The 26,085-nt window shown below is 66.9% G+C and carries 26 protein-coding genes; 12 read left to right on the top strand and 14 right to left on the bottom strand.

The window, feature by feature from the left end; translation table 11 throughout:
- Positions 1–132: 132 nt before the first annotated feature.
- A complete protein-coding gene (locus FBX97_RS01755; RefSeq protein ID WP_141828532.1) occupies positions 133–2,241 on the bottom strand; it encodes a M13 family metallopeptidase in 2,109 nt (702 codons plus the stop codon).
- A 234-nt stretch (positions 2,242–2,475) separates the two neighbouring features.
- Here FBX97_RS01755 and FBX97_RS01750 point away from each other — a divergent pair, with 234 nt between their 5' ends.
- Positions 2,476–2,760, top strand: coding sequence for a flagellar protein FliT (locus tag FBX97_RS01750; RefSeq protein WP_141828531.1), 285 nt, complete (start codon positions 2,476–2,478; stop codon positions 2,758–2,760).
- Between the two features lie 92 nt (positions 2,761–2,852).
- Here the strand turns inward: FBX97_RS01750 and FBX97_RS01745 are convergent, their stop codons facing one another.
- A complete protein-coding gene (locus FBX97_RS01745) occupies positions 2,853–3,239 on the bottom strand; it encodes a helix-turn-helix domain-containing protein (protein WP_141828530.1) in 387 nt (128 codons plus the stop codon).
- 441 nt (positions 3,240–3,680) lie between these two features.
- Positions 3,681–5,012 carry a hypothetical protein gene (locus tag FBX97_RS01740; protein WP_141828529.1) on the bottom strand — a complete coding sequence of 444 codons (1,332 nt, stop codon included), beginning with the start codon at positions 5,010–5,012 and terminating at the stop codon, positions 3,681–3,683.
- 125 nt (positions 5,013–5,137) lie between these two features.
- Here FBX97_RS01740 and fumC point away from each other — a divergent pair, with 125 nt between their 5' ends.
- From fumC to FBX97_RS01725, 3 genes are all read left to right on the top strand, one after another.
- Positions 5,138–6,535 (top strand): class II fumarate hydratase, encoded by a 1,398-nt coding sequence (fumC, locus tag FBX97_RS01735; RefSeq protein WP_141828528.1) that lies wholly within the window; start codon positions 5,138–5,140, stop codon positions 6,533–6,535.
- A 175-nt stretch (positions 6,536–6,710) separates the two neighbouring features.
- Positions 6,711–6,923 carry an RNA-binding S4 domain-containing protein gene (locus FBX97_RS01730; RefSeq protein WP_141828527.1) on the top strand — a complete coding sequence of 71 codons (213 nt, stop codon included), beginning with the start codon at positions 6,711–6,713 and terminating at the stop codon, positions 6,921–6,923.
- A 163-nt stretch (positions 6,924–7,086) separates the two neighbouring features.
- Positions 7,087–7,377, top strand: a complete 291-nt coding sequence (locus FBX97_RS01725) for a DUF883 family protein (protein ID WP_141828526.1) — start codon at positions 7,087–7,089, stop codon at positions 7,375–7,377.
- A 73-nt stretch (positions 7,378–7,450) separates the two neighbouring features.
- On the opposite strand, the gene FBX97_RS01720 is transcribed toward FBX97_RS01725, so the two are convergent.
- The 9 genes from FBX97_RS01720 to FBX97_RS01680 form a co-directional block, all read right to left on the bottom strand.
- Positions 7,451–9,103, bottom strand: a complete 1,653-nt coding sequence (locus FBX97_RS01720; RefSeq protein WP_141828525.1) for a DUF692 family multinuclear iron-containing protein — start codon at positions 9,101–9,103, stop codon at positions 7,451–7,453.
- 2 nt (positions 9,104–9,105) lie between these two features.
- Positions 9,106–9,384 carry a DUF2282 domain-containing protein gene (locus FBX97_RS01715; RefSeq protein ID WP_141828524.1) on the bottom strand — a complete coding sequence of 93 codons (279 nt, stop codon included), beginning with the start codon at positions 9,382–9,384 and terminating at the stop codon, positions 9,106–9,108.
- Between the two features lie 277 nt (positions 9,385–9,661).
- Positions 9,662–9,862: a YjfB family protein gene (locus FBX97_RS01710; RefSeq protein WP_141828523.1), complete on the bottom strand. Its 201-nt coding sequence runs from the start codon at positions 9,860–9,862 to the stop codon at positions 9,662–9,664.
- A gap of 80 nt (positions 9,863–9,942) precedes the next feature.
- The gene (gene mobB, locus FBX97_RS01705) at positions 9,943–10,473 is read right to left on the bottom strand and encodes a molybdopterin-guanine dinucleotide biosynthesis protein B (RefSeq protein WP_255517251.1); all 531 of its coding nucleotides are present in this window, start codon (positions 10,471–10,473) and stop codon (positions 9,943–9,945) included.
- Positions 10,460–11,284 carry a general secretion pathway protein GspB gene (locus tag FBX97_RS01700; protein ID WP_141828522.1) on the bottom strand — a complete coding sequence of 275 codons (825 nt, stop codon included), beginning with the start codon at positions 11,282–11,284 and terminating at the stop codon, positions 10,460–10,462. The genes mobB and FBX97_RS01700 overlap by 14 nt, the downstream gene beginning before the upstream one ends.
- A 1-nt stretch (position 11,285) precedes the next feature.
- Entirely contained in the window at positions 11,286–12,938 is a 1,653-nt protein-coding gene (locus FBX97_RS01695) for an ExeA family protein (protein WP_141828521.1), read from the bottom strand.
- Positions 12,939–12,946: 8 nt separating this feature from the next.
- The gene (locus FBX97_RS01690; protein WP_255517250.1) at positions 12,947–13,444 is read right to left on the bottom strand and encodes a hypothetical protein; all 498 of its coding nucleotides are present in this window, start codon (positions 13,442–13,444) and stop codon (positions 12,947–12,949) included.
- Entirely contained in the window at positions 13,441–13,626 is a 186-nt protein-coding gene (locus FBX97_RS01685; protein WP_141828519.1) for a hypothetical protein, read from the bottom strand. The genes FBX97_RS01690 and FBX97_RS01685 overlap by 4 nt, the downstream gene beginning before the upstream one ends.
- A 74-nt stretch (positions 13,627–13,700) precedes the next feature.
- Entirely contained in the window at positions 13,701–14,525 is an 825-nt protein-coding gene (locus FBX97_RS01680; protein ID WP_141828518.1) for a metal-dependent hydrolase, read from the bottom strand.
- A gap of 135 nt (positions 14,526–14,660) precedes the next feature.
- Here FBX97_RS01680 and FBX97_RS01675 point away from each other — a divergent pair, with 135 nt between their 5' ends.
- Together FBX97_RS01675 and FBX97_RS01670 are read left to right on the top strand one after the other, a co-directional pair.
- Positions 14,661–16,628, top strand: a complete 1,968-nt coding sequence (locus FBX97_RS01675; protein WP_141828517.1) for a CocE/NonD family hydrolase — start codon at positions 14,661–14,663, stop codon at positions 16,626–16,628.
- Positions 16,628–17,011 (top strand): GFA family protein, encoded by a 384-nt coding sequence (locus FBX97_RS01670; RefSeq protein ID WP_370457107.1) that lies wholly within the window; start codon positions 16,628–16,630, stop codon positions 17,009–17,011. The genes FBX97_RS01675 and FBX97_RS01670 overlap by 1 nt, the downstream gene beginning before the upstream one ends.
- 58 nt (positions 17,012–17,069) lie before the next feature.
- Here the strand turns inward: FBX97_RS01670 and FBX97_RS29930 are convergent, their stop codons facing one another.
- Both FBX97_RS29930 and FBX97_RS01660 read right to left on the bottom strand, forming a co-directional pair.
- On the bottom strand, positions 17,070–17,825 hold the full coding sequence (locus FBX97_RS29930) for a PEP-CTERM sorting domain-containing protein (RefSeq protein ID WP_141828516.1): 756 nt from the start codon (positions 17,823–17,825) through the stop codon (positions 17,070–17,072).
- 266 nt (positions 17,826–18,091) lie between these two features.
- Positions 18,092–18,844, bottom strand: coding sequence for a PEP-CTERM sorting domain-containing protein (locus FBX97_RS01660; RefSeq protein WP_141828515.1), 753 nt, complete (start codon positions 18,842–18,844; stop codon positions 18,092–18,094).
- 197 nt (positions 18,845–19,041) lie between these two features.
- On the opposite strand from FBX97_RS01660, the gene FBX97_RS01655 reads away from it, so the two are divergent.
- The 6 genes from FBX97_RS01655 to nagA all read left to right on the top strand — a co-directional run bounded on the left by FBX97_RS01655 (position 19,042) and on the right by nagA (position 26,080).
- Positions 19,042–19,809 (top strand): alpha/beta hydrolase, encoded by a 768-nt coding sequence (locus tag FBX97_RS01655; protein WP_141828514.1) that lies wholly within the window; start codon positions 19,042–19,044, stop codon positions 19,807–19,809.
- A gap of 227 nt (positions 19,810–20,036) precedes the next feature.
- Positions 20,037–21,800, top strand: coding sequence for a glycoside hydrolase family 16 protein (locus FBX97_RS01650; protein WP_255517249.1), 1,764 nt, complete (start codon positions 20,037–20,039; stop codon positions 21,798–21,800).
- A 181-nt stretch (positions 21,801–21,981) separates the two neighbouring features.
- Positions 21,982–22,869, top strand: coding sequence for a protease HtpX (gene htpX, locus FBX97_RS01645; RefSeq protein ID WP_141828513.1), 888 nt, complete (start codon positions 21,982–21,984; stop codon positions 22,867–22,869).
- Positions 22,870–22,881: 12 nt separating this feature from the next.
- On the top strand, positions 22,882–23,940 hold the full coding sequence (locus FBX97_RS01640) for an AI-2E family transporter (protein WP_255517248.1): 1,059 nt from the start codon (positions 22,882–22,884) through the stop codon (positions 23,938–23,940).
- 142 nt (positions 23,941–24,082) lie between these two features.
- Positions 24,083–24,979 carry a BadF/BadG/BcrA/BcrD ATPase family protein gene (locus FBX97_RS01635; RefSeq protein WP_141828512.1) on the top strand — a complete coding sequence of 299 codons (897 nt, stop codon included), beginning with the start codon at positions 24,083–24,085 and terminating at the stop codon, positions 24,977–24,979.
- Positions 24,980–26,080, top strand: a complete 1,101-nt coding sequence (gene nagA, locus FBX97_RS01630) for an N-acetylglucosamine-6-phosphate deacetylase (protein WP_141828511.1) — start codon at positions 24,980–24,982, stop codon at positions 26,078–26,080.
- Positions 26,081–26,085: the final 5 nt, after the last annotated feature.

Here is a 26,085-nt window from a genome sequence, read left to right as displayed (position 1 = left end):
TGCGGATCCTGGTGCAGCCTGGGCCGCTTGATGTCGAGAAAATCCGGGTGCATAGGCCACCAGCGAAGAAATAGACTCCAGGCCATTGTAGGCCTGCCATTTCTTGCGCCAGTGTCCGTTACCCCTAATAAATTACCAGACCCGCACACGCTGGTCCGGCGGCAGGTACAGCGCCTGGCCCGGCTGCACGTCGAAGGCCTTGTACCAGGCATCGAGGTTGCGCACGGTGGCGGTGCGGTATTGCGGCGGCGCGTGGCCGTCGGTCAGGATGCCGCGGCGTTCGGCCGCTTCGCGTGCCTTGTTGCGCCAGCTCGAGGCGTAGCCGATGAAGAAGGCACGGTCGCCCGCTTGGTCTCCCTGAGCGTTCGCGTTCTTGCCGCCGGATGCGCGGTAGGCGTCGTAGGCCGCCGCCAGCCCGGCCAGGTCGGCCAGGTTTTCCGACAGCGTCAGCTGGCCGTTCACGGCCAGGTCCGGGAAGGGTTTGTAGGCGTTGTACTGGGCCACCAGCTTGCTTGACGCCGCCTTGAAGTGCTCCATGTCCTCCTTCGTCCACCAGTCGCGCAGGCGGCCCTGGGCGTCGAACTGCGAACCCTGGTCGTCGAAGCTGTGGCTGATCTCGTGGCCGATGATGGCGCCGATCGAACCGTAGTTGGCGGCATCCGGCGCCTTGGGGTCGAAGAACGGCGGCTGCAGGATCGCGGCCGGGAAGTTCAGCGCGTTCTGCAGCGGCAGGTTGACGGCATTCACCAGCTGCGGCGGCATCGCCCACTCGGTGCGCTCAGGCTTGTGGTGCAGCTTGGCGATTTCTTCCTTGTAGTGGAACTGTTCGGCGCGCACGGCATTGCCGAAGGCATCATTGGGCACCACCTTCAGGGCGGCATACGACTTCCACTTGTCCGGATAGCCGACGCCGACGTACAGCGTCTTGAGCTTTTCCTTGGCCTGGGCGCGGGTGGCCGGGGCCATCCAGTCGAGCTTGTCGACGCGCTTGCCGAAGGCGTCGACGATATTCGCCACCATCTGCTGCAGGCGTGCCTTGTTCTCGGCCGGGAAGTACTTGGCCACGTACATCTTGCCGACCGCCTCGTCCATCGCCTCGTTGGTGGCGCCCAGCGCGCGCTTCCAGCGCAGCGACTGCTGCGGGGTGCCGGTCAGGGCCTTGCCGTAGAAGTCGAAGCGGGCATCCACAAAAGCCTTGGGCAGCACGCCCGCCATCTGGTTGATGCGGTGGAAGGCCAGGTAATCCTTCCAGGTCGCCAGGTCGATGCGCTCGACCAGCGCAGCGGTGCCCTTCATGGCCGACGGGTGCCAGACGATGAACTTGTCCTGGTCGCCCAGCTGGGCCGCCTTGAAGAAGGCATTCCAGTCCAGGCCGGGCGCGTTGGCCGTGAAGTCCTTCAGGGTCCAGGTATTGTCGGCCTTGAGCACGTCGGCCGAGTCGGCGCGGCTGGCATGGCCGTTGGCGATGTCGACCTCGAGCGCGAACACCTTGGCGGCGCGCGCGTCGGCATCGTTCTCAGTTTTACTGTAGCCGGCCAGTTTCAGCATCGTAGCGATGTGCTTCTGGTACTGCGTGCGCAGGCCGGCCATGCGCTCGCTGCTGTCCAGGTAGTAGGCGCGGTCGGGCATGCCCAGGCCGCCCTGCAGCAGGTAGGGCATGTTGCGCGCGGTGTCGTGCAGGCCTTGCGCGACCCACAGGCCGAACACGTTCTCGGTGAAGAAATCGGTATTGTTCAGCGGGTCGACGTCGGCGCGCAGGCTGTCGCCGAGTGCGCGTACCAGGCCCGGCTTGTCCTTGATCGCGGCGATCCGGTCCAGCTGCGGCTTGAGCGGCGCCATGCCCCTGGCTTCGATCGCGCCTTCGTTCATGTAGGCGGCAAAGTAATCGCCGACCTTGCGCGCCTCGCTGTTGGCGCCCTTGTCCTTGCCGGCATCCTCGATCAGCTTGACGATGCGCTGGTTGGTCTCTTCGGCCAGGCTGGCCATCGCGCCCCAGCTGCTGCGGTCGGCCGGGATGTCGGTCTTGGATAGCCAGCCACCATTCGCCCACGTAAAGAAATCGTCGCCGGGACGCAGGGTGGCGTTCGCCGGCGCGGTGTCCGTGGCTGCCCCCTTGTCGGCGGACGCATTCGGCTTGGCCGGCGCAGCCGCCTGGCCACCCGCGAAGGCGGCTGAGGCAAACGCGCCGCACAGGGCGAGGACGATGGCAGTGTGTCGGATCGGTGTCCAGCTGGTCTTCATGGGTTCCCCTAGTGACGGATTATGCGTGTAGTTTACTGCAATGTCACGGCCGGGCGGCCTCCCGCAGCCATGCCACCGAAACGTGCGCCGAGGCGAACGACTTGTGGTCACAATCCCTTGTCGAAATTTATTTTAAAAATTTCTTTCAAAAACCCTAAAGTTCTCCAACACACGACCGTTAAAGGGAGACAACCGGCAATCCGGCCGGTGCCAGTCTCTTACCAGTGTGACAACATGACGTCGAACGAAGTCCTCGCAATGTACGAAAACATCGCTGCCATCACTGGCCGCATGGCGGTTGCCGCCCGCGAGGGAGACTGGGATGGCCTGGCCCGCCTGGAAACGCAATGCGCACTGCACTCGAGCGCTGCCCGCGCCGGCGTGCCGCCGCTGGAAGGCGACCAGCGCAAGCGCAAGATCGACCTGCTCAAGCAGATCATGGCCAACGACCGCGTGGTACGCGACGTCACCGAACCCTGGATGGGCCAGCTCGACCGCGCAATGCGCCCGGCACACTGATTCATCCCTGCCGGCCGCCACCGGCACCCGGCGGCAGCACATCGAACCCCGCAGCGCCTGCGCTCCGGGGTTTTTTCATGCCCGGCGCGGTCCTAGGCCGGCGCCCGGGCGTGTACGCTGCGGCCGGCCATGATGCCGTCGAGGTTGCGCTCGACCCAGTGCACCACTTCCTGCAGCCGGGCGCTGATCTCCTCGCCCAGCGGGGTCAGGCGGTATTCGACACGCTGCGACTGGCCGGGATACGCGACACGCTGCACGAAGCCGTCCTGCTCGAGCCACTGCAGGGTCTGGATCAGCATCCGTTCGCTGATGCCGCCCACCTTGCGCCGCAGCTCGCCGAAGCGGTGGGCGCCGTCGCCCAGCGCCACCAGCAGCAATACCCCCCAGCGGCTGGTCACGTGCTTGAGCACTTCGCGCGATGGGCAGTGTTCGGACATGACGTCGCCACGCATGACGTGATCGGACAGCGGTTCGTTCATCCCTTCTCCTCGCTTTTCTGGTTGACGCCCGGCGTCGCGCAGCGCCGGGCTGTTGGGCCATTGTCGCGCAAAAGCCGGTACCGCGGCGGCACGCTGGATGGGCGTGCACGGCTTGGGCTGAGGCCGTAAAAAAACCCGCTCGGCTCGCGTCCGCGCGGGTTTTTCATGGACGGATGGCCTTGCCACCCCTCGGTATGGGGAGAGCGATCGCCAGGCATCCCCTGGCGTCGCCTCTTGCCGGTTGCATCCGGCGTCTACGTGCGCACTGTTGGCCCGCAAACCGCTTCCGGGGTCAGGCGCTTCTTCAGCGATCATCCGGTTCCCGCGCCACGCTATCGGTGGTGGCTGCGCCGGACCTGAGCCGTTTTTCGTGATCGAAAAGATCACATGCGAACCAGTATAACTCAACATTTACATTTGTGTAGACAAGTTTGTGCGCGCCTATTCCATTGTCGGTTCGACCACTTTTGCCGGGCTGCCCGCGGCGGGCGAAGCTGCCTTGCCGCGGCTGGCAAGGCGCGCCTTCAGCCTGCCGAGCAGGCCGTCCGCGGCTGGGGCGGCGGCTCCACGCGGCCGGCGTTTCAGGACGAAGGCAGCGGCACCGCCGGCCGCCAGCAGAGCGATGCCGGCGCCGATCCAGCCCCAGGGGGCGCCGCCCTCTTCCGGCGGCGGTGTCTTCGGCTTGTGCGGCACCAGCGGCTTGATCGAGCTGATCGGCTTGGGGCCGGCGGGCGGGGCGGGCTTGGGCTCGGCCGGCTTGGCTTCGGCAGGCGCGGTTTCCGGCTCGTGGCCGTCGGCCTGGTGTTCTTCGGCCTTCGGTTCGCCGGCTTTGTGGCCGCCGGCCTCCGGTGTCCCGGCCTTGTGTTCGTCGGCCTTGTGCTCGTCGACCTTGTGTTCGCCGCTCCTGGCCGCTTCGGTTTTTGCCGCGTCGGCCTTGTGCGTTTCCGCGACCGGCGCGGCGGCAGGCGCGGCCGCCGGCGTCACGCCCAGTATTTTCTGCAGGCCCTTGACCTTGTCTTCCAGTGTGGCCAGCTGCTCGCGCAGGGCCGCATTCTTTTCGCCGAGCGCGCTGCAGGCCTGGGCTTCGCCCGGTGTGCAGGCCGCGGGCTGGCCGGCCGCATGCAGGGCAGCCGGCTTGTGGATGGGCAGGGCCGGCAGCGGCTTGCGGCGCTCGACCGGCGGCTGAAGCGCGGCCTTGGCCGGGACTGGCGCGGACGGCGCGGCGGAAGGATCGGCGGCCGCCGGCGCGGCGCTTGACGCGACGGCCGGGCGTGCGGCCGGCCGCATGGTGGATACTGGTGCCGGCAGCGGTGCAGGTACACGTGTCGGCGCCACGCCGGCCTGCACGGCTGCGAGTGCGGCTGCAGGCGCTGGTGCAGGGGCCGGCACGGGTGCCGGCGAAGGCGGAGGCGCCGGGTTCGGGTCCGGCGTCAGCCACAGCGTTGCCAGGCGCACCGCGCGCTGGCCCTTGTCGGTCAGTTCCAGGTACAGGTGCAGGTGTTCGGCGTCGAGCGGGCGCAGCGAGGTCACGTGCAGGAACTGGCGGCCGTCGCGCCGCATCACCGTCAGGTTCAGGTTCGACAGCACCGGCGGCAGCGCAATGCCGGCGCCGCGGTAAACCTCGGGACTGGCCAGGCGCACCGCCACCGGCGCCGCCGGGTCGTCGAGCATGACCAGTTCGATGTCGGCGACTAGCTGCTGGCCGATGTGGGACGACACCCTGGCGTCGCCCAGCTCGGCGGCACCGGCATCGCCCAGGGCGGCGCCAGTCAATACAAGAATGGAAAGTAAACTGCGGGAGCGGCGGAGCATAGGGAGTGGAATTCGTAGCCTCAGCGTCGTTATCGGCCGTTGCGGTACACTCTTTAATAGAACAGTCACCAAGGACAGGACCCAACATGGAAAACAGGATCGAGAAAGACAGCTTCGGCCCGATCGAAGTCCCGGCCGGCCAGTTGTGGGGTGCGCAGACCCAGCGCTCGCTGCACCATTTTCATATCTCGAGCGAGAAGATGGCACCCGAGCTGGTGGCCGCGCTGGCCCAGGTCAAGCGCGCCGCGGCCGCGGTCAACCGCTCGCTCGGCAAGCTCCCGCAGGACAAGGCCGACGCCATCATCAAGGCCGCCGACGAAGTGCTGGACGGCCGCCATCCGGCCGAGTTCCCGCTGTCGGTGTGGCAGACCGGGTCCGGCACCCAGAGCAACATGAACATGAACGAGGTGCTGGCCAACCGCGCCTCCGAACTGCTCGGCGGCGAACGCGGCGAGGCGCGCCTGCTGCACCCGAACGACCACGTCAACATGGGCCAGTCCTCGAACGACATGTTCCCGACCGCGATGCACGTCGCCGCCGCGCTGGCCGTGGCCAAGGACCTGCTGCCGGCGCTGGCCAAGCTGCGCGGCACGCTGGAGATCAAGTCGCGCGACTTCGCCGGCATCGTCAAGATCGGCCGCACCCACCTGCAGGACGCCACCCCGCTGACGCTGGGCCAGGAATTCTCGGGCTATGTCGCCCAGCTGGAATTCGCCGAGCACGCGATCAGGAACGCCCTGCCCGGCCTGCTGCTGCTGGCCGCCGGCGGCACCGCGGTCGGCACCGGCCTGAATGCGCATCCGGAATTCGCCAACCGCATCGCGGCCGAGATCTCGTCGCGCACCGGGCTGCAGTTCAAGTCGGCGCCCAACAAATTCATGGCGCTGGCCGGCCACGACGCCATGGTGCAGGCGCACGGCGCCTTCAAGACCCTGGCCACGGCGCTGATGAAGATCGCCAACGACGTGCGCTGGATGGCGTCCGGCCCGCGCTCGGGCCTGGGCGAGATCACGATCCCGGAAAATGAACCGGGCAGCTCGATCATGCCGGGCAAGGTCAATCCGACGCAGTGCGAAGCGATGACGATGCTGTGCTGCCAGGTGTTCGGCAACGACGTCGCGATCACGGTCGGCGGCTCGATGGGCAACTTCGAGCTGAACGTGTTCAAGCCGATGATCGCCCATAACTTCCTGCAGAGCGCACGCCTGCTGGCCGACGGCATGCGCTCGTTCGACGAGCACTGCGCGGTCGGCATCGAGCCGGACCGCAAGCGCATCGGCGAGCTGATGGAGCAGTCGCTGATGCTGGTGACCGCACTGGCCCCGCATATCGGGTATGATCGCGCCGCGCAGATCGCCAAGACCGCTCAGCACGAAGGCCTGACCCTGCGCCAGGCCGCGCTGCAGTCGGGCTTCCTCGACGAGGCGCAGTTCGACCAGTGGATCGTGCCGATCGAGATGACCAGGCCGCATCCGGCCGATTAAGGCCACGTCACTCCGAGCGTCGTCCCTGCGCAGGCAGGGACCCAAGTTGCACGCGGATCGTCAGCGCGAGCAGAACTTGGGGAAAAAAGCGCCAGCGGCGCTTTTTTCGCTTTCGCGGGACGACATATTTGAATCAGCCTCAACAGTACGCCCTAATTTTTTTTCCGAGATTAAAATGCAAACAACTATTTTCGAATTGACATCGGAGTTCATCGAACTCAATCAGCTGCTGAAGCTCGTCGGCGTTGTCGACAGCGGCGGTGCAGGCAAGCATGTCGTCGCCAGCGGCGCGGTGTCAGTCGACGGCAAGAAGGAATTGCGCAAGACGGCCAAGATCCGGGCCGGCCAGACGGTGACGCTGGGCGATGTCAGGATCAATGTGAAGTAAGGAAAGGGAGCGTCAGCTGAACCCCATGGGTTTGCCCGATGCACCTTCCCGGATCGCCTGGTGAGGCGCTCCCGGCCGTACAGGTTGCGTTTGCGCCCTGACAAACTTGAGCAATCTCCATTCTCTATATTGAAGACGTAACATTCGGCTAAAGGTGAGGAAGATGGATACCCCAGAATCGAGCTCCCCGACGCAGCAACGGCTCATCGGCGACCTGCGTCTCGTTATCGAAAATGCGGAAGAACTGCTCAAGAATACCGACCATTACACCGGTGTCGTGTACCAGAATGCGCGGGCCAAACTGGCGTCGGCACTGTCGGCCGCCAACGAGGAACTGGCGCGCTTCGAGGAAGAAGAGCTGGCCCGCATGATGGAAGAAACGGCCGCGGCCAACGAACTGCACCAGGACATGACCGGCGAAGCGCGTATCCTGCGTGCCTTTCAATATCACTGATGGCGTGCTTGCCGCCCGGCGGCAGCACGAACACACGGCGCCTGCGGGCGCCGTGTTCACTTCCAGCAGCCGTTCAGGCCAGCGCCACCACGATCCCGGTCCGGCCGCCCTCCCCCAGCCAGCGCTTCAGGTGGGCCGCCACGTCGAAATTTTCATCCAGCTCGAACGCCGCATCCAGCGCCGCGCCGAAGCTGCCGCCCGCCGCCAGCCGGCCGAGCGCCGCCATTTCGGCGGCGCCGCCGTCCCACACCTCGACCTGGAAGCGCGGGCGCCACACCAACGCGTGGCCGGGCCGTTCCAGCTCCCCGGGAAAGGCCGGCCCTTCCGGCTGGTGCGCCTGCCACAGCGCCGGCGTCGCCCACGCGGACCGATACAGCCGCAGTGACGGATGCAGCTGCGCGCGGCAGGCTTCGAAGGCATCCGGATCGAGGCCGGCCAGCGTCGCCGCAGGATGCGGCAGCGGCGGCGCATCGGGCGCATAAAAGCTGTCGTGGACCAGCCATTCGAGGCGCGCCATGTCGGGCAGCCAGGGATAGGTGGCCGCCGGCGCGAAGCCCTCGAGGAAAGCGGCAAGCCCGGCGCCGAAGCGGTTCAGGTCCGGATCGCTTGACGGTTGCGCGCGGCCGTAGACGAGCGCCAGCGCGTCGAAGAACTCGGCGCCGACCAGCTGGCGCAGCACCGGATGGCTGGCGGCCAGTGCGCGGCGCCAGCCGGCGTGCAGGTTGCCGCGGTAGATGCCGAGGCCACGGCCGCCGCCTTTCAGGCGGGACGCCAGCGCGCCATCCAGCCGGGCGTCGAACAGCGCGGCGCCGAAGGCTTGCTGCAGTTCGTCCACACCGGCGGGCAGCTCGGCGGCCGGATCCGCATCCACGGCAGCGGGCACTGCTGTCGACACGATCAGGACCGGCGGTGCCGGCGCCACCTCGGCCGCGATGCGGCGCGCGGTCTGCGTCTCGTCCAGCAGCACGTCGAGCGCCGGCAGGTCGGTGTCCCATTCGACCAGCGCCGGCACCGCGCCGAAGCGGGCCAGCGCCGCGCGGTACAGCGCCCAGACGCCCGCGGCGACGCGGTCGCCATGGTGGTCGACCAGGCCATGTTCGGTCGCCAGGTGGCCGCCGAGGTGGATCTCGCCGACGCTGCCCGGCGCCAGCGCGGCGAGCGCCGCCAGCGCATCCTCGCCGTGGTTGTGCTGGTTGACGTACAGGTTGTTCACGTCCAGCAGCACGCCGCAGCCGGTGCGGCGCGCCAGCGCGGCCAGGAAGGCGGTCTCGCCCATGGTGTCGCCGCGGAAGCGCACGTAGCTGGAGACGTTTTCGACCAGAATCGGCCGTCCCAGCACATCCTGCACGCGGCCGATGCGCGCCGCCAGCAGGTCGAGTGCGGCGCGGTCCAGCTGCAGCGGCAGCAGGTCGTTGAGCTGGCGTCCAAGCAATGCGCTCCAGCTCAGGTGCTCGGACACCAGCGCCGGCTGCAGCGCCCCCACCAGGTCGCGCACGCGTGCCAGGTGATCATCCGAAAAGCCCTGCACCGAGCCCAGGCCGAGGCCGACGCCGTGCAGGCTCAGCGGATAGTCGTGACGCAGCGTTTCCAGCACCTGCCAGTCGCGTCCGGAACGGGCCAGGTAGTTTTCGGTGTGGACTTCGATCCAGCCTACGCTTGGGCGGCGCGCCAGGAATTCACCGTAATGCGGCGCGCGCAGGCCGATGCCGACGCCGAGCGCCTGCATGCTTATTGGCCTTGCTTGTCCAGCTTGGGCGGCGTCGCCTTGCCGCCGGCTTTTTCGCAGGTGCCCTTGGCCACGAAGGTCCATTCGGCCGGATCGTTGTCGACCGCCGCCTGGCCGGCGCAGCCATGCAGGGCCGTACCGCAATCGTTCTGGCCGGCCTTGGCCACGCCATAACACTTTTCCTGGTCGCCCTTGGGCAGGTCCATCTGGCCGCTTGCGGATGCATTGGCGGCGCAGACGCCGGCCAGTGCGGCGGCGACCAGAGCTTGACGTTTGTTCATGATTTCTTGACTTGTGAAGAACTGCGACGGATGAATGAGCGAGAAATTCTACTGGATGCAGGCCGGGCGGTCGATGGCGGCCGCCGGCTCGGCCGGATACGTACGCCGGCCGCCGTGGCTGTGCGGATGGCTGTATTGTCGTGCTTGCGCGCCGCGGGTGCGGCGCGCAGCGATATGGTGGTGGCTGGAGCGGTGTATGCCAGCCAGCCCGTCGAGCCGGGTACGTAGCCCGACAACGCGCCAGCGGTCCTGCCTGTTGACGCGTCGCGCGATTTTTTTATGCCGTCGTGTTGACGTGCTTGCCGAGGTGGGCCGGCAGGTTCTGCGCCGGTGCGGTGGCCTGCACGGCATCCAGCAGCTGCAGGGCACTGGTCGACTGGATGTCCTGTGCTTTCTTGAGCACGGCGATGGCGACATCCTGGCGTGTGCCGGTGTCGGCGATGCTGGTGGCAAGCTTGGCAATACCCGTGACGTCCATGGCGATCTCCTGAGTGGCGGGCCGGGAGAATCCGGCCATCCCCACGGTAACGGCAGCGCCGCGCAAAACATGAGGCCGCCTCAGGCGGCCAGCGCGACATACCCCTTCAGCCAGCCCAGGACCGCCTCCGGATCGTTCAGGTCGAGCCAGGCGACGTGCGGCGCCAGCCCGGCCGGCGCGGCCATGCTGGAGGCCACCGCGACGATGTGCGGATCGTCCGGATACACGGCCGGCTTGCCGACTTCGGGCCGGTACACTTCGAGCTTGGGCAGCGGTTCCCACTTGTAGCCTTCGACCAGGGTCAGGTCGGCCGGCGCCAGGCGCGCCAGCAGCGTGGCCAGCGGCGGCTCCTGCTCGTCGCGCAGCTCGCGCATGATGGCGATGCGGTAGGGCGAGGCGATCATCACCTCGGCAGCGCCGGCCGTGCGCAGGCGCGCGCTGTCCTTGTGCGGCGGCTCCAGCGCGATGTCGTGGTGGCTGTGCTTGACCACGTTGACGCGCACGCCCTCCCCCGCCAGCCGGCCCACCAGGAATTCCAGCAGCGTGGTCTTGCCGCTGCCGGACCAGCCGATCACCCCCAACACCCTTCCGGGCACATCAATACGCGACACGGTAACGCACTCCACGGTAATTCATGACGGCTGCACGCGGCAGCAGCTTTTCCAGCACCAGCCCGGGCGCGACTTCCTCGCCTTCGTGGCGCAAGGCCTTGTCGACCAGCAGCAGGCGGTCGGCCGGATTGGCCGAATACATGTAGCCGCCGAAGGCGACGCGCGGGATGCCGCCCTGGACCGATTCCGGCAGCTGCTGCAGGAAAGGCAGGCTGTCTTCGGGTGCAGGTGCGGCGGCGGCCGGCGCTGCGGCGCGTGCCGCCACGGCGGCGACCGGCGTGGCCGGCGCCGGCGCCGGCATGCGCACCTGGACGGCAGGCGCCGACGGCGTGGCGGCAGCGCGCGATGCGGCGGCCGCCGGCACGGCAGCGGCCGCCGCGGCATCCGCCACCCGCGGCTGCGCCGGACGCACCGGCGGGGGCGGCGCGGGCGGCGCCTGGACTTCCAGCGAATTCGATACGGCCGGCGATCCGGCGGCCGGCGATCCGGTGGCCGGCGATCCGGCGGCCGGCGACCCGGCAGCCGCCATCGGCGCAGGCGTCACCGGTACGGCCGTCACAGCCGCGGGCGACTGGCCCTGCCCCTGCGCCACCTGCACCGCCGGCACCTGCGCCGGCCCGGCACGCCACACGAAAGCAGCCCCCAGCACTACCACCAGCGCCCCGGCGCCGAGTCCGATGAACAGGGGCCTGCGGCTGGCTGCGGCGTCCGGCTGCAGCGCCGGCACCGGCTGCGCCGCGTGGATGGTCGGGGCATTGCCGAGCTGGCGTTCGGCCTGCGCCTTTTTCAATGCTTCGAGAATGTATGACATATTATTTTGGCTTCCCTGGCGCGGCGGCGGTGGCGGCGAGCAGGCGCGGTTCGTCGACGCCGCTCAACTGGTTCAGGCGCATGTAGGTGCGCGGACCGGCGACGCCGTCCGCCTTCAGGTTCTGTCCGGCCTGGAAGCTGCGCAGCAGGCGCCGGGTCGGGGCGTCGAAGGGCTGGGCCGCGGGCGGTGCCGCGCTCTCGTTGAGCTGCGCCAGGCGGCCGGCGATCCAGTCGACGTCCGGGCCGCTGTCGCCCGGTTTCACTTCGTCGCGGAAGCCGCGCGCGGCCTTCCACAAGGTGGTGAATTCGCCGTCGAAGCGGGTCGCCAGCGCGCCAAGGCTGACCTTCTCGCGGCGACCGTTGACACTCAGGGTGGCGCTGTCGGCATCCATCGCGCTCAGTACCGCGTAGCCGAGATTCTGGCCGTCGTGCAGCGCGACGATCGCCGGCCGGTCGAGCAGGCGCAGTTCGTAGACGCCGCCGCGGCCGGTGTAGCAGCGCAGGCCCAGCTTGGGCGCGCCCTGGCACGGTTCGCCGGCGGGCAGCTGCTGGCCCCACAGCGCGCCCAGTTCGCGCAGCGCTTCTTCCTGGGTGGCCAGCGCCAGCGGCTGGTGCGGCGCCGACGCCGGCGCCGCAACGGCCACCGGCTTCACCGGATGGCCAGCCGGCGCGGCCGCTGCCACGGCCTGTGCCCGCGCCGGCACAGGTGCCGGCGCCACCGCATGCGGCACCGCCTGCCAGGCCGCGGCGCTGATCGCGGCCCCGGCCAGCACCCCGCCCGCCACCAGTGGCCAGCGCAGCGGCGCGCGCGCGGCGGCCGGCTCGCCGGCAAACACTTCCTGGGCCGCGCGGCGCAGGATCTTGGGCGTGACCTGGGCACTGTTCTCGACGTAGGCACCGAGCAGCGCCCGGTCGCACAGCAGGTTGATGCGGCGCGGGACGCCCTGGGTCAGGCGATGGATCAGCGGCGCCAGCGACAGCGGAATGGGGAAAATAAGGGGCGACCCGGCATGCGTCCCCGCCACGCTCAGGCGGTGGGCGACGTAGGCGCCGGTTTCGGCTTCGGACAGCGGTCCGAGGTGGTAGCGCGCGATCACGCGCTGGGCCAGCTGCTCGAGCTCGGGCCGCGCCAGGATCGTGCGCAGCTCGGGCTGGCCGATCAGGATGATCTGCAGCAGCTTGCGCTCGCTGGTTTCGAGGTTGGTCAGCAGGCGCAGCTGTTCGAGCACCTGGGCCGACAGGTTCTGGGCCTCGTCGATGACGAGCACGTTGTTGTTGCCCTGCGCATGGCTGGCCAGCAGGTAGGCGTTGATCGCATCCACATACCCCTTGACACCGATCGCCCCGGCGGACGCCGGCGGCAGCGCGATGCGGAACTCGTCGCAGATCGTCAGCAGCAGTTCCTCGACCGTCAGCTTGGGGTTGAAGATATAGGCCAGGCGGCAGTTTTCCGGCACCTGCTCGATGAAGCAGCGGCAGACGGTGGTCTTGCCGGCGCCGATTTCGCCGGTGAGCAGCACGAAGCCGCCGCCGCTGCCGATCCCGTACAGCAGGTGGGCCAGCGCCTCGCGGTGCCGTTCGCTCATGAACAGGTAGCGCGGATCGGGCGCGATCGAGAACGGCGCTTGCTTCAGGTTGAAATAATTGTTGTACATACGTGGGCCTAGGGCCGCGGCGGCAGCGGTTTGAACTTCGCGCAGTATATTTTGCTTTTGGTATTGTAGTAAGCGATCGTACTGCCGGGGTTCGATACCCGCAAAGGATAGGCCGATCCATCCGCCGCCAGGTGGCGGATCCCGGAGGCCGCCCGGATCGATTGTTCCAGCTGGTCGGGCGGCACCTCGGCCACCGCCGCCAGGAACACCAGTTCGCTGGTGTCGTCGCTGACCATCACCTCGGTGACGGGTGCGCCCCACAGCGAGGCTTCGCCGGTGCGGAACCAGTAGGCCCCGCCCTCGTGCTTGTAGGGCGGGCCGAAGGCGGTCTTCAGCCAGGAATAGAAATAGCGGTTGTCGAGCTGGTCGTGGCACAGCAGCGCGCCGCCGATCACCGGCGCGAAGGTGGACGGCGCCTTGTCGCCGGCCTGGGCCGCGCACGCGCCCGGCACGCCGGCCAGCGCCAGTGCCAGTGCCGCTGCAGCCGAGCCGGCACGCGCCGTCACAGCTTGGACAGCCAGGCGCGGTTGGCGGCGATCTTCGACTTCACCGACGCCGGCAGGGCTTCGTAGCAGCCGGGATGCTGTTTCAGCGCGTGTTCGCGCACTTCCTTTTCCAGCCCGTTGACGATGAATATGTAGACAGAGGCACCCTCCGCATTCTTGCGCGTGCCCATATAGCGAATCACAATGTTCTCCTCGTTAAGCCCTCGATTATGACACCGCCCGCCGCGGCAGGCCATCCGCGCTGGCACAAGTGAGCTCAGTCCGGCGTGCTGCGGATGGCGCGCACGGCGTCGTCGTTGCTCTCGAGCCACATCTGCAGCAGCGCGCGGTTGTCATGCTGCCATGGATGGAAACGCGGCGACAGGTAGTCCAGGCCGGGTTTCAACAGGTGCCAGACCAGGCCACTGCGCCCGAACCATGCGCTCCCGGCGCTGCGCCAGGTGGACCACGACCACATGGCGCGGTCGCGCCGCAGGTTGTACGCGGTCTGGCGCGTGGTGTCCCACCAGAATACCAGGCTGACGTGCAGGTACCACAGCACGCGCTTCCAGTAGCCGCCGCCGGCGGCCCGGTAGACGTCGAAGGCCACCGCCTTGTGCTCGCTTTCCTCGGCCGCATGCCAGGACCACAGCGTGCGCAGCCGCGGTTCGGCGCCGGCCAGCCAGGCCGGATGGCGCAGCACGAAGTCGGCCAGCATCGCCGTGTAGTGTTCCAGCGCGCAGGTGATCGCCAGGCGGTCGTGCACCGGCAGCCGCGCGATCAGTGCCACCCGCTTGCGCGTATTTTCCTCGAGCGTGTAGTCGTAGCCCTGGCGCGCCAGCTGGTCGTTGTATTGCTGGTGCACGAAGCGGTGGCTGGCTTCCTGGCCGACGAAATCCTTGACCTCGGCGCGCAGCGCGGCATCCGGCAGCGTTTCCGGCGGCACCGCGCGCACGCTGTCGATGAACATCTGCTCGCCGAGCGGAAAGCTCATCGACAGCGCGTTCATGAAGGCCGTGCGGTAGATATCGCCGCCCATCCAGTGGCGCGCGAAACCGTGCGACAGGTCGACGTTGAGTTTGCGGACAGTCAGTGTGGACATGATGTTCGACTATACACCTGTGCCCGCGACATGCGTACCCGGGCGGGCGTACGGGCTTGTCCTTGTGCTAAGGTATCGAAGCGGCAACCCGCCCACCCGAAGGCGCGGCCGCCCCACCCAAGCACAAGGACATCCATGAAGTCACCGCTCAAGCCTGCACTCGCCGCGCCCCTCTTCGTTTCGCTGTGCATCGCCGGCCTGGCCAGCGCCCAGACCGCCCAGACCGCCCCGCCAGCCCCGCAATACCCCGCCCTGCCCTCCGAGACCCCGGCCGAATTCCAGGCCGCGACGTCCGGCTTCAACTACGTCAAGCGCACGGTCATGATCCCGATGCGCGACGGCACCCGGTTGAACACCGTGATCATCGTGCCCAAGGGTGCCAGGAATGCCCCGATCCTGATGACGCGCACGCCCTACGACGCGGCTTCGCTGACCAGCCACGCCGACAGCTCGGACCTGGAAACCATTCTCACCGGCTACGACAACGCCGCCGACGTGATCGTCGAAGGCGGCTACATCCGCGTGGTGCAGGACGTGCGCGGCAAGTACGGTTCCGAAGGCGACTACGTGATGAACCGCCCCCTGCACGGCCCGCTGAACCCGACCCCGGTCGATCACTCGACCGACACCTGGGACACCATCGAGTGGCTGACCAAGAACGTCCCCGAGACCAATGGCCGGGTCGGCATCATCGGCATTTCCTACGACGGCTTCCTGCCCCTGATGGCGCTGGTCAACCCGCACCCGGCACTGAAGGTGTCGGTACCGATGAACCCGATGGTCGACGGCTGGATGGGCGACGACTGGTTCCACCACGGCGCCTTCCGCCAGATCAATATGTCGTACATCCAGGAGCAGGTGGTCACGCGCGGCAACACGGCGAAGTGGTTCAGCTCGAACTACGACGACTACGACATGTACATGCGCGCCGGGTCGGCCGGCGAACTCGGGCGCCAGCGCGGGCTTCAGCAAAGCGGCTTCTGGCGCAAGGTGCTGGAACACCCGAGCTACGACGCCTTCTGGCAGCAGCAGGCCATGGACAAGATCCTGGCGAAGCAGCCGGTGACGGTGCCGACCCTGCTGGTGCACAGCCTGTGGGACGCCGAAGACATCTACGGCCCGGTCGCCGTCTACAAGGCGATCAAGCCGAACGACAAGGAGAACAAAGTGTTCCTGTCGATCGGCCCGTGGTCGCACGGCGGCGCAATCGGCGACGGCAGCAGCCTGGGTGCGTTGAAATTCGGCGGCGACACCGCCCTCCACTGGCGCCAGGAAGTGCTGAAACCCTTCCTCGCGCGCTACCTGAAGGGCGACGAATCGGTGCCCGCGATCCCGACCGTGACGGCCTTCGAGACCGGCACGAATAAATGGCGCAACCTGTCGGCCTGGCCGCTGGCCAGCGCCAAACCGGTGGCACTGCGCCTGGTCGAAGGCCAGAAGGCGGTGCTGGGCGGCGCCGCGGACAAGGGGTATGACGAATACGTGTCCGATCCGGGCAAGCCGGTGCCCTTCCGCCAGCGCCCGATCCCGCCCTACGGCTACGACGAAGCCAAGGGGCAGAGCTGGCCGCGCTGGCTGGCCGACGACCAGCGCGAAGCCTCGGGCCGCACCGACGTCGCCACCTTCGTCTCGGATGTGCTGACCGCGCCGGTCAAGATCGCCGGCGAGCCGGTCGCCAACCTGGTCGCCTCGACCAGCGGCACCGATTCCGACTGGGTGGTCAAACTGATCGACGTCTATCCCGACCAGGTGGGCAGCCAGCCGGCCATGGGCGGTTACCAGCTGATGGTCTCGGGCGACATCTTCCGCGGCCGCTACCGCGAAGGCTACGAAGTGGCGAAGCCGCTGGCATCGAACAAGGCCCTGAACTACCGTTTCGGCCTGCCGACCGCCAACCACGTCTTCCTGCCGGGCCACCGCATCATGGTGCAGGTGCAGTCGAGCTGGTTCCCGCTGTACGACCGCAACCCGCAGACCTTCGTGCCCAACATCTTCAACGCCAAGCCGTCGGACTACAAGAAGGCAACGCAGCGCGTCTATCACAGCAGCTTCGTCGAGCTGCCGCTGGTGGAGGCGGCTTCTGCCGCTTCGGCGGCGCGCTGATGACGATGCGGCTGCATCACGGCAGCTGCCATTGCGGTACGGTGCGCTTCGAAGCCGATATCGACCTGGCCGCCGGTACGATCCAGTGCAACTGCACGCTGTGCACCAAGCAGCGCAACTGGGCTGTGATCGTGCCGCGCGCCGCCTTCCGGCTAGTGCACGGCGATACCGCGCTGACCGAGTACCGCTGCAATACGCGTACCGAGCAGCACTTGTTTTGCGCGACCTGCGGCGTGCGTCCCTTCGGCTACGGCAGCTCGCCGCGCTGGGGGGCGTACGTGGCGGTCAGCGTGGCCTGCCTGGACGACGTGACGGACGCGGAACTGGCGGCGGTGCCGGTCCGCCGCCTGGATGGGCGCAGTGATACCTGGGCGGACATGTAAAAAGGCCGGGCCCCACTCACGTGGAACCCGGCCCGATCGGATCAGGAATCCGGAGCGATTACTTCTTGTTGCGGCGGCGCGCCAGGCCCAGGCCGGCCAAGCCGAGGCCGAGCAGTGCCAGCGAAGCCGGTTCCGGCACGTCGACCTGGTAGCCGACCACCAGGTTGTCGACTTCGAATGCCGGCGAGGTGGTGGTGAAGCTGAACGAGGTGAACTGCTCTTCAGGACGGAAGAACAGGTTGACGTAGATGTTCGAGCTGTCAGCCGACTGGTCGCCGGACACGCCGTTGAAGCGGGTGATCAGGTCGGTGCCGGTCACGGTCTGGATCACGCCGCCCTGGGCGTTGTAGAAAGTGACGTCATTGAAGGTGTCGATCGAACCGTAGTACAGGCCGAAGTAGTTCAGGCTGGCGTTGGTGCCGAGGGTGCTCAGCAGGCCGGCGTAGTTGAAATTGACTTCGGCGCTCGACGAGCCGCTGCCCTGGTTCGGGCCGTAGGCAAAGTGGGTCACATCGCCGGCCGGCGCGGCATACACGCCGTCCAGGCTGCCTTTTGCGTAGCCGAAACCGCCGCCCGAGATCGGGGTGATGGTCAGCTGGCTCGACGACAGGGTCTGGCCGCCAGTGCCGTCGGCACGGTCGAAGGTCTCGACGAACACGTTGCCGGTGGACTGGTTGCCGGCGCCGGCCAGCTGGCTGGTCTTGCCCGAGCCATCGCTCGGCGTCGCGTAATCGTAGGTGATCGTCACGGCCTGGGCGGCGGACGCCGACATGACCATCAGGGCAGCTACTGCCGAATAGATAGCGTTCTTCATGTTACTGGACTCCAAATTTATTCAAAGAATTTTATTTAATGCAAAAACCATACCCGTAATGAATTGCGTTCAAAATCAATACCTTAAGTATATTTCTCAATGGTAACGTCAAGTTTTTCGACAAACTATTACTTTCCGACTCTTATTAATTGTCGTGAGGCCATATTCGTTGCCTTGCAGTGCCGGCTGTAGCCAGCGGCGGCGACAGTCAATAAAAAAGCTGCGTTCCAGGTAACCGGAACGCAGCGCCATCAGAGCAAAGTCGATCAGGCTTGCTTCCTGTTGCGGCGACGTGCAAAACCAAGGCCTGCGAAGCCGAGCCCCAGCAAGGCCACGGAAGCCGGCTCGGGCACGGGATTGACGACCTGGTAACCGACGACCAGGTTGTCGACTTCGAATGCCTGCGAACTCGTCTTGAAACTGAAGGACGTGAATTGCTCTTGCGGCGAGAAAAACAGGTTGACGTAGATATTCGAACTGTCCGACTGCGTTTCGCCGGACTGGCCATTGAACAGACCGATCAGGAAGGAGCCGGTGATCGTCTGGATCACGCCGCCCTGCGCGTTGTAGAAGGTGACGTCGTTGAAGGTATCGATCGAGCCGTAATACAGGCCGAAATAATTCAGGCTTGCATTCGACCCAAGGGTGCCGAGCAGTCCGGCATAGTTGAAGTTCACTTCCGCGTCCGATACACCGCTGCCTTGCGCAGGCCCGTAGGCGAAATGGGTCGTGTCGTTGGCCGGGGCCGCGTAGACGTTCGGCATGCTGCCCTGCGCAAAACCGAGGCCGCCGCCGGACACCGTGGTAACCGTCACCAGGTTCGATGCCCAGGTGATGCCGCCGCTGCCGTCGGCACGGTCGAAGGTTTCTACGAATACATTCGGGATGCCGACGAATGCGCTGGTCTTGCCGGACCCATCCAGCGGGACGGCGTAATTATAGTTAACCGTGACCGCTTGGGCAGCGGAGGCGGACAGGAAAGCGATCGCGGCAATTGCAGAATAAAACGCTTTTTTCATGACACAAAATTCCTGTTGAGTTTGAGGAAGCTTACTCTCAGCAACTTTTATGCCTATGATAAATTTCCTAAAGAAACAATTGGTTATGTCAGTTTCCTTGAGCCAATTTCAATTCCTTCGACATACTAGCAATTACAGTGCATAATTTTTGGTAACACCCGCACCGCATTCCAGACCGGCCTGTGGCAAGATGGGCCATGCTGAAAGCTGCAATCCTCGTCGTGGTCGCCGGCGTCGCCCTCTACCTGGCTGCGTGTCTCGGGCTGTTCCTGGTCCAGCGCTCCTTCCTCTACTTTCCACCGCCGCAGGCACGGGTAGAAGCGCCTGTCACTTCGACCCTCGCGGTGCAGGGCGCGCGGGTGCTGGTGTCCGAACGGCCACTTCCCGGCCGCAAGGCAGTCATCTACCTGGGCGGCAACGCCGAAGACGTCTCCGCCAGCCTGCCGCTGCTGGCCCATGCCTTTCCCGGACACGCGCTCTACCTGCCGCACTACCGCGGCTATGCCGGCAGTTCGGGCAAACCGACCGAAGCGGCGCTGGTAGCCGATGCCCTGCTCCTGTTCGACAAGGTCGCAGCAAGCCACCCCGAGATCGTCCTGATCGGCCGCAGCCTCGGCAGCGGCGTGGCGGTGCAGGTGGCGAGCCGGCGCCGGGTTGCCAGGCTGGTGCTGGTCACGCCCTTCGACAGCGTGCAGGCGCTGGCCGCGCAGCAGTTTCCCTTCATGCCGGTGCGCTGGCTACTGCGCGACAAGTACGAATCGGGCCGCTACGCGCCGCAGGTGACGGCGCCGACGCTGATCGTGGCTGCCGGCGCCGACGAGATCATCCCGGCGGCCAGTACGGCGCAACTGCTGGCGCGCTTTGCGCCGGGCGTGGCGTCGATGCGGGTGATCCCGGGTACCGGCCACAATACGATTGCCGATGCGCCCGGCTATCTGCGCGCGCTCCAATGGGCGGACCAATAACTTTCGTCGCACCATTGATCCCGCTCAATACCTTTCTTTTGGAATGTTACGTGCGCACGTCAACTATTTGACGAAGCGCAAGAATCGGCATATATTTTCCCATACTGGATTGGAAACGTTTCCATACCAGTGATCCTGTCAGGGCTTTCATCAACCGGCGACACAGCCGGACTACCGTGGCACGGCACGCCGTCCACATCTTTCGAGAAGACGACAAAGGAGACAATGTGAATCTGCATCGCGACACATCGCAATCGCTGCGCACCCTGGCCGCCGGCCTGCTGCTGGCCTGCACCGTCCAGGCGTCCGCCAGCGTCACCAACCCGGCCATCGGCCAATTGATCTGGTCCGAGGAATTCAACGGCGCCACGCTCGACGCCGGCCGCTGGACCGCCACCGACGGCAACGGCTGCCAGATCAACCTGTGCGGCTACGGCAATGCCGAGCTGGAGTACTACAGTCCGAACAACCTGTCGATCGCCGACGTGCCCTTCGAACCCGGCACCCGCGCGCTGGCGATCCGCGCCCAGCGCCAGACCGTGGGCAGCAACGCGTTCACGTCCGGGAAGATCGACAGCAAGGGCAAGGTGCAGGTCCAGTACGGCATGATCGAGATCCGCATGGCCACGCCCAACCTGGCCAACGGCCTGTGGCCGGCCGCCTGGATGCTGGGCGTCAGCCCGCAGACCTGGCCGCGCAACGGTGAGATCGACATCATGGAGATGGGCCATAAAGCCTCGTCGCGCACCGCGGCCGGCTCGCCCGGCATCAACAACTACGTCGGCTCGAACGTGATCACCTGGCAGCAGGCCGCCTGCGTGCCGGGCAACGAAAGCTGCGCCGCTTCCACCGCCTGGCAGACCAAGAGCTGGTACGTGGCACCGACCTCGCTGGCCAACCGCTTCGTCACCTACCGCCTGTACTGGACGGAGAGCGAGATGCGCTTTTCCGTGGTCGACAACGGCGTCGAGCGCAACATGTACGACGCCCCGCTGGCGGTCAACTCCACCGCCCTGCAGTCGCCCTTCTATTTACTGCTGAACCTGGCCGTGGGCGGCAACTTCACCGATGCCGCGACCGCGGCCCAGGTCACGGCGCCGCTGCCGGCCACGATGTACGTCGACTACGTGCGCGTCTACCAGCTCGACGGCAAGGGCACGGTCAAGCTGGGCAACCAGACGCTGCCGGAAACCGGCAAGTTCGGCGTGTTCACCGATAACACCGTGGTCAACAACAAGCTGGTGGCCGGCACCACGTCCGACATCTTCCTGTGGAACGGCGCGTCCAGCGGCGCCGGCAACCTGCCGCCCTACGAGGGCAGCAACGTGATCGCCTGGGCCTACACCGCGCCCGGCCAGTGGTGGGGCGGCGGCATCCAGTCGCGCCAGGCGCGCGACCTGACCAACTTCCGCAACGGCACCATGAAGTTCCGGATCAAGATCCCGGCCAACGTCTCGTTCAACATCGGCGTCGGCGATACCTACACCAACCAGAACTGGGTCAGCTTCCCGGCCAACACCACCGCCTACGGCCTGGTGCGCAACGGCGACTGGGCCCAGGCCACGGTGCCGGTGTCGACCCTGATCGGCACCAAGGTGGCGCTGCAGTCGCTGCTCGACGTCTTCATGATCTCGAGCGACGCCAATGCCTTGCCGGCCTCGGCCTTCCAGTTCGCGATCGACGACATCGTCTGGGATTCCGGCAGCGGCGGCACCACCACGCCGCCGCCGGCGACCGGCACCACCTCCGTCACCCAGACCTCCAGCACCACCCTGCAGTTCACGGCCAACACCGGCAGCTGGGCCGACGTCCACTACACCGTCAACAACGGCGCCCAGCAGAACGTGCGCATGCGCCTGAACGGCAGCACCAACACCTACGATGCCGGCGGCCTGAAGATCGGCGACGTGGTGCGCTACAGCTTCACCTACTGGGACACGGCACGCAATTTTGCTGTCGATACGGCGCAACAAAGTTATACAATGAAGTAAATACACAAGCCTGAAACCGCCCGGCAGCGTCACAGGCTCTGCCGGGTTTTTTATTGTTCCGTTTTTTCGAAGTAAACCTCCCAAGAACTTCGCTTTTTCCTATCCCGTCCCTGTCTTATGCTTCGTTCCTGCATCACGGTCAAACGACCATTTATTTTATTGACTTGACGAGACTAGGAACATGAAACGGATCGTTCTCTTTATCGCTACCAACCTTGCCATCATGCTCGTGTTGGGCATTTCGGCCAGCCTGCTCGGCGTGAACCGATACCTGACCGCAAATGGCCTCAACCTCGGCATGCTGCTCGGTTTCGCCGCCCTGATGGGCTTCGGCGGCGCCTTTATCTCCCTGTGGCTGTCGAAGCCGATCGCCAAATGGTCGACCGGTGCGCGCGTGATCGAGCAGCCGGCCAACTCGACCGAACTGTGGCTGATGAACACCATCGCCGCCCAGGCGCAGAAAGCCGGCATCAAGATGCCGGAAGTGGCCATCTACCCGGGCGAGCCGAACGCCTTCGCCACCGGCGCGACGAAAAACGCGTCGCTGGTGGCGGTGTCGACCGGCCTGCTGGAATCGATGACGCACGAGGAAATCGAAGCCGTGCTGGCCCACGAAGTGGCCCACATCGCCAACGGCGACATGGTGACGCTGACCCTGATCCAGGGCGTGGTCAACACCTTCGTGATCTTCCTGGCGCGCGTGGTCGCCTACTTCGTGGACCAGTTCCTGCGCCGCGACGAGGAAAGCAGCAGCGGCCCCGGCATCGCCTTCACCGTCACCGCGGTGATCTGCGACCTGGTGTTCGGCCTGCTGGCCAGCATCATCGTGGCCTGGTTCTCGCGCCAGAGGGAGTACCGCGCCGACCGCGGCTCGGCCCGGATCCTGGGCACCCCGCGTCCGATGATCGCCGCGCTGCGCCGCCTCGGTGGCATCGAGCAGGCCGGCGTGCAGACCAGCCTGCCGAAGAACCTGGCGGCATCGGGCATCACCGGCGGCGGCGTGCTGTCGCTGTTCGCCAGCCACCCGTCGTGCGAGGACAGGATCGCTGCCCTCCAGCGCAGCGCGTAAGGGCAAGGGGGGATGCAGCGCGCCTTGCCCTACCTGATGCCCGCTCTGTTCGCGCTGGCACTGGCGGCCCTGCTCCGCCACTTCCTCGGATCGCTGGCCTGGGCCGGGCTGCTGGCCGTGATCACCTGGCCGCTGCACCAGCGGCTGGTGCGGCGCGGCTGGCCGCGTGCCCTCAGCGCGGCCTTCCTGGTCGGGCTGCTGGTGGCCGGCTTTGCCGGACCGTCGCTGCTGCTGTTCGAAACCCTGGGCACCGAACTGGCCGGCGTGCAGGGCCTGGTCGCCGGCCTGAACCACACCGGCGTGCCGGTGCCGGCCTGGGTGACGCGCCTGCCGTTCGTGGCCGAACAAGCCGAGCAGTGGTGGCGCGAACACCTGGCGGCGCCGGGCGGCGTCCATACCCTGATCCGCAGCACCGTCGGCGACCTGCTGCCGCACCTGAGCGGTGCCGCCCGCACCTGGGGCTCGACCATCCTGGCGAATGCCCTCTACCTGTTCCTGACCCTGCTCACGCTGTTCATGCTCTACCTGCACGGCAACGGCGTCATCCACTATATGGACCGTGCCGGCGAACGCCTGGTGCCGCAGTACTACCCGATGCTGCGCCGCGTGTTTCCCCTGTCGGTGCGCGGCACCGCGCTGGGGCTGTGTTCGGTGGCGATCCTGGAAGGGATCGTGCTCGGCATCGCCTACGCCATCGCCGGGGCGCCGGCACCGGCGCTGCTGGGCGTGATCACCGGCTACATGGCCCTGATCCCGGGCGGCGCCCCGCTGTCGTTCACGATGGTGTCGCTGCTGCTGCTGGGCCAGGGCCACTCCGGCGCCGCCCTCGGCCTGTTCAGCTGGGGTGCGGTCGAACTGTTCATGGTCGACAAGTTCATCCGGCCCAAGCTGATCGGCCACAAGGTCAACCTGCCCTTCCTGGCAGTGCTGTTCGGCCTGCTCGGCGGGGTGTCCACGCTGGGCGTGATCGGGCTCTTCGTCGGGCCGTTCATGATGGCGCTGCTGTTCGTGTGGCTGCGCGCCGACGCCCTGCGCGAACAATCCAGAAATACCACTGCTAATACCACTTAAGTACCAGCTTTCCCCCTTCCCTCTCAGTAGAATCAGGCCATTTTAGGCAGGTCAACAGGAGCTCGACAATACCAGTTGAGTACCTGTTGACAAGCTTATCAGCCACTCCTATAGTGCCCTGACCTTCCAGCCCACTTTCATCATGATCGACTATCTCATCGGCGTCGACGGCGGCGGTACCGGCACGCGCGTGCGCGTTGCACGCACGGCCCGTGCCGGCGGCGGCGAAGTCGCGCGCGGCACCGGCGGACCGTCCGGCCTGGCCCTCGGGGTCGCCAATGCCTGGAACGCCATCCAGGCTGCCGTCGCCGCGGCCTTCGCCGAAGCCGGCATCGCGCAGCCGCCGCTGGCGCGCATCGCCATCGGCCTCGGCCTGGCCGGGGTACACAACAAACGCTGGGCGGCCGAATTCGTCGCCGCCGATCCCGGCTATGCCGCGCTGGTGCTGGAAACCGATGCCTACGCCTGCCTGCTGGGCGCCCATGAAGGCGCCCCCGGGGCGATCGTCGCCATCGCCACCGGCAGCGTCGGCAAGGCCTTGTACCCGGACGGCAGGCGGCGCATCGTCGGCGGCTGGGGTTTCCCGGCCGGCGACGAAGCCGGCGGCGCCTGGATCGGCCTGCGCGCCGTCAACCATATCCAGCAGGTGCTGGACGGACGGCGCGAACCCGGCGCCTTCGCCGATGCCCTGATCGCCCACTGCGGCGGCAACCGCGACACGCTCCAGATCTGGCTCGGCCAGGCCACCGAGACCGACTACGCCGCGCTGGCGCCGCTTGTCCTCGACCACGCCGGCGACCCGGTGGCGCGCGCGATCCTGCTCGACGCCGGCCAGGAAGCCGGCAACATCGCGCGCGCGCTCGATCCCGACGGCACCCTGCCGCTGGCCTTGTGCGGCGGCCTCGGCGCAGCGCTGCGCGACTACCTGCCGCAAGGCCTGTCCAGCCGCGCCACGGTAGCGCACGGCGATGCCGCGGCCGGCGCGCTGCGCCTGATCGCGCGGCACCTCGACATCCACCCCATCGAACCCAGGCGCTGAATGCATTCCATCCAAGGCAACATCCTCACCCCTGACGGCTGGATCCAGGGCGACATCGCCTTCGGCGACACCATCACCCGGATCGGCGGCAGCGCGGCCGACCCGGGCGCCAACGGCGACGACTACATCCTGCCCGGCTTCATCGACCTGCACGTGCACGGCGGCGCCGGGCGCGACATGATGGAAGGCGGCGACGCGCCGCACACCATCGCGCGCCTGCACGCCCGCCACGGCACCACCAGCCTGCTGGCGACTACCATGACCGCGCCGGTCGAGGACATCGACCGCGCGCTGCAGGCCATCGGCAGCGCCTGCAAGGCGCGCGGCAAGGGCGAGGCGCGCATCCTCGGCGTGCACCTGGAAGGCCCGTACATCAACTCGGGCAAGCTGGGTGCCCAGCCGCCGTTCGCGCGCGAAGCGTCGATGGCCGAAGTCGACCGCTTCAACGAGCAGGCCCCCATGCGCCTGATCACGGTGGCGCCCGAGATCGAGGGCCACCTGGCGCTGGTGCGCCAGATCGCCGACGCCGGCATCCGCGTGCAGATCGGCCACACCACCGGCTCCTACGAGGACGGCGTGCGCGCGCTGGAACACGGCGCCGCCGGCTTCACCCACCTGTTCAACGCGATGCCGGGCCTGCACCACCGCGAACCCGGCATGACCGGCGCCGCGCTGGCGCATGCACAGTACGCCGAGATCATCCCCGACCTGCTGCACGTGCACCCGGGCGCGATCCAGGTGGCGCTGCGCTGCATCCCGAACCTGTACTGCGTGACCGATTCCACCGCCGCCGCCGGCATGCCGGACGGCGAATACATGCTGGGACGCCAGGTCGTGCACAAGTGCATGGGCGGCGTGCGCCTGGCCGACGGCACCCTGGCCGGCAGCACCCTCACCATGGACCAGGCGCTGCGCAACCTGGTCTCGATCGGACTCGACCTGGCCGACGCCTCGCGCCGCGTGTCCACCAACGCCGCCGACTACCTCGGCGAAACCCGGCGCGGACGCCTGGCACCGGGCTGCTTTGCCGACCTGGTGGTCCTCGACCGCAACCTCAACCTGAAAACCGTGTACATCGAAGGAGAAGCGTGTGAGTTCTGATCCAA

This window comes from Herbaspirillum sp. SJZ107 (genome assembly GCF_006715485.1).
GTDB lineage: Bacteria > Pseudomonadota > Gammaproteobacteria > Burkholderiales > Burkholderiaceae_D > Telluria.
Note: the sequence above shows the minus strand (reverse complement) of the source record. Positions and strands in the feature narration are given on the sequence as shown.